The organism is Paenibacillus sp. LHD-117 (assembly GCF_030929555.1).
In the GTDB taxonomy this organism is placed as follows: Bacteria; Bacillota; Bacilli; order Paenibacillales; family Paenibacillaceae; genus Pristimantibacillus.
The window spans coordinates 1-578 of the sequence record NZ_JAVFVT010000093.1; the positions used below are offsets into that span (position 1 = coordinate 1).

At 51.6% G+C, this 578-nt stretch carries 1 protein-coding gene, 2 tRNA genes and 1 rRNA gene; 1 reads left to right on the top strand and 3 read right to left on the bottom strand.

Going from position 1 to position 578, the window contains the following annotated elements; genetic code table 11:
* Window positions 1–186: hypothetical protein (locus tag RB620_RS30185; RefSeq protein WP_308100871.1), on the top strand; the 186-nt coding region annotated here is incomplete at its 5' end.
* Here RB620_RS30185 and RB620_RS30190 read toward each other — a convergent pair.
* From RB620_RS30190 to RB620_RS30200, 3 genes are all read right to left on the bottom strand, one after another.
* Window positions 157–232, bottom strand: a tRNA-Ala gene (locus RB620_RS30190). The two genes, RB620_RS30185 and RB620_RS30190, sit on opposite strands and share 30 nt — an antisense overlap.
* A 30-nt stretch (window positions 233–262) precedes the next feature.
* Window positions 263–339: transfer RNA gene (locus tag RB620_RS30195), tRNA-Ile, on the bottom strand.
* A 136-nt stretch (window positions 340–475) separates the two neighbouring features.
* Window positions 476–578 (bottom strand): 16S ribosomal RNA (locus RB620_RS30200); the annotation flags it as partial.

Here is a 578-nt window from a genome sequence, read left to right on the forward strand (position 1 = left end):
CTTGGCTCGCTTTCGCAAAACCAGCTCGCTGCTAGTTTAAAACAGCTAAAGGATGTTTCAGCAATTTACTTTCGTTATCCAGTTTTCAAGGTGCAAGTGTTTTTCGCTGCCGCGCTTCCTGAATCGCTTCAGAAAAGACGCAACATTGAAGTTTTTTGGTGGAGCCAAGCGGGATCGAACCGCTGACCTCCTGCTTGCAAGGCAGGCGCTCTCCCAGCTGAGCTATGGCCCCGTAATGGGATCAACACTCAAGTGTTGATAATGGTGGGCCTTAGTGGACTCGAACCACCGACCTCACCCTTATCAGGGGTGCGCTCTAACCAGCTGAGCTAAAGGCCCTCGGGTATAATTACGCTTGTGAAAGAGGATTAGTCTTTCAAAACTGACAACGAGCGAGCAACTTCCTGCCTGAGAGTTACTGCTTTGGAAGCGATGCTTCCTATCCGAACCTCATCGGGTTCGGGTATATCCTTAGAAAGGAGGTGATCCAGCCGCACCTTCCGATACGGCTACCTTGTTACGACTTCACCCCAATCATCTACCCCACCTTCGGCGGCTGGCTCCCTTGCGGGTTACCC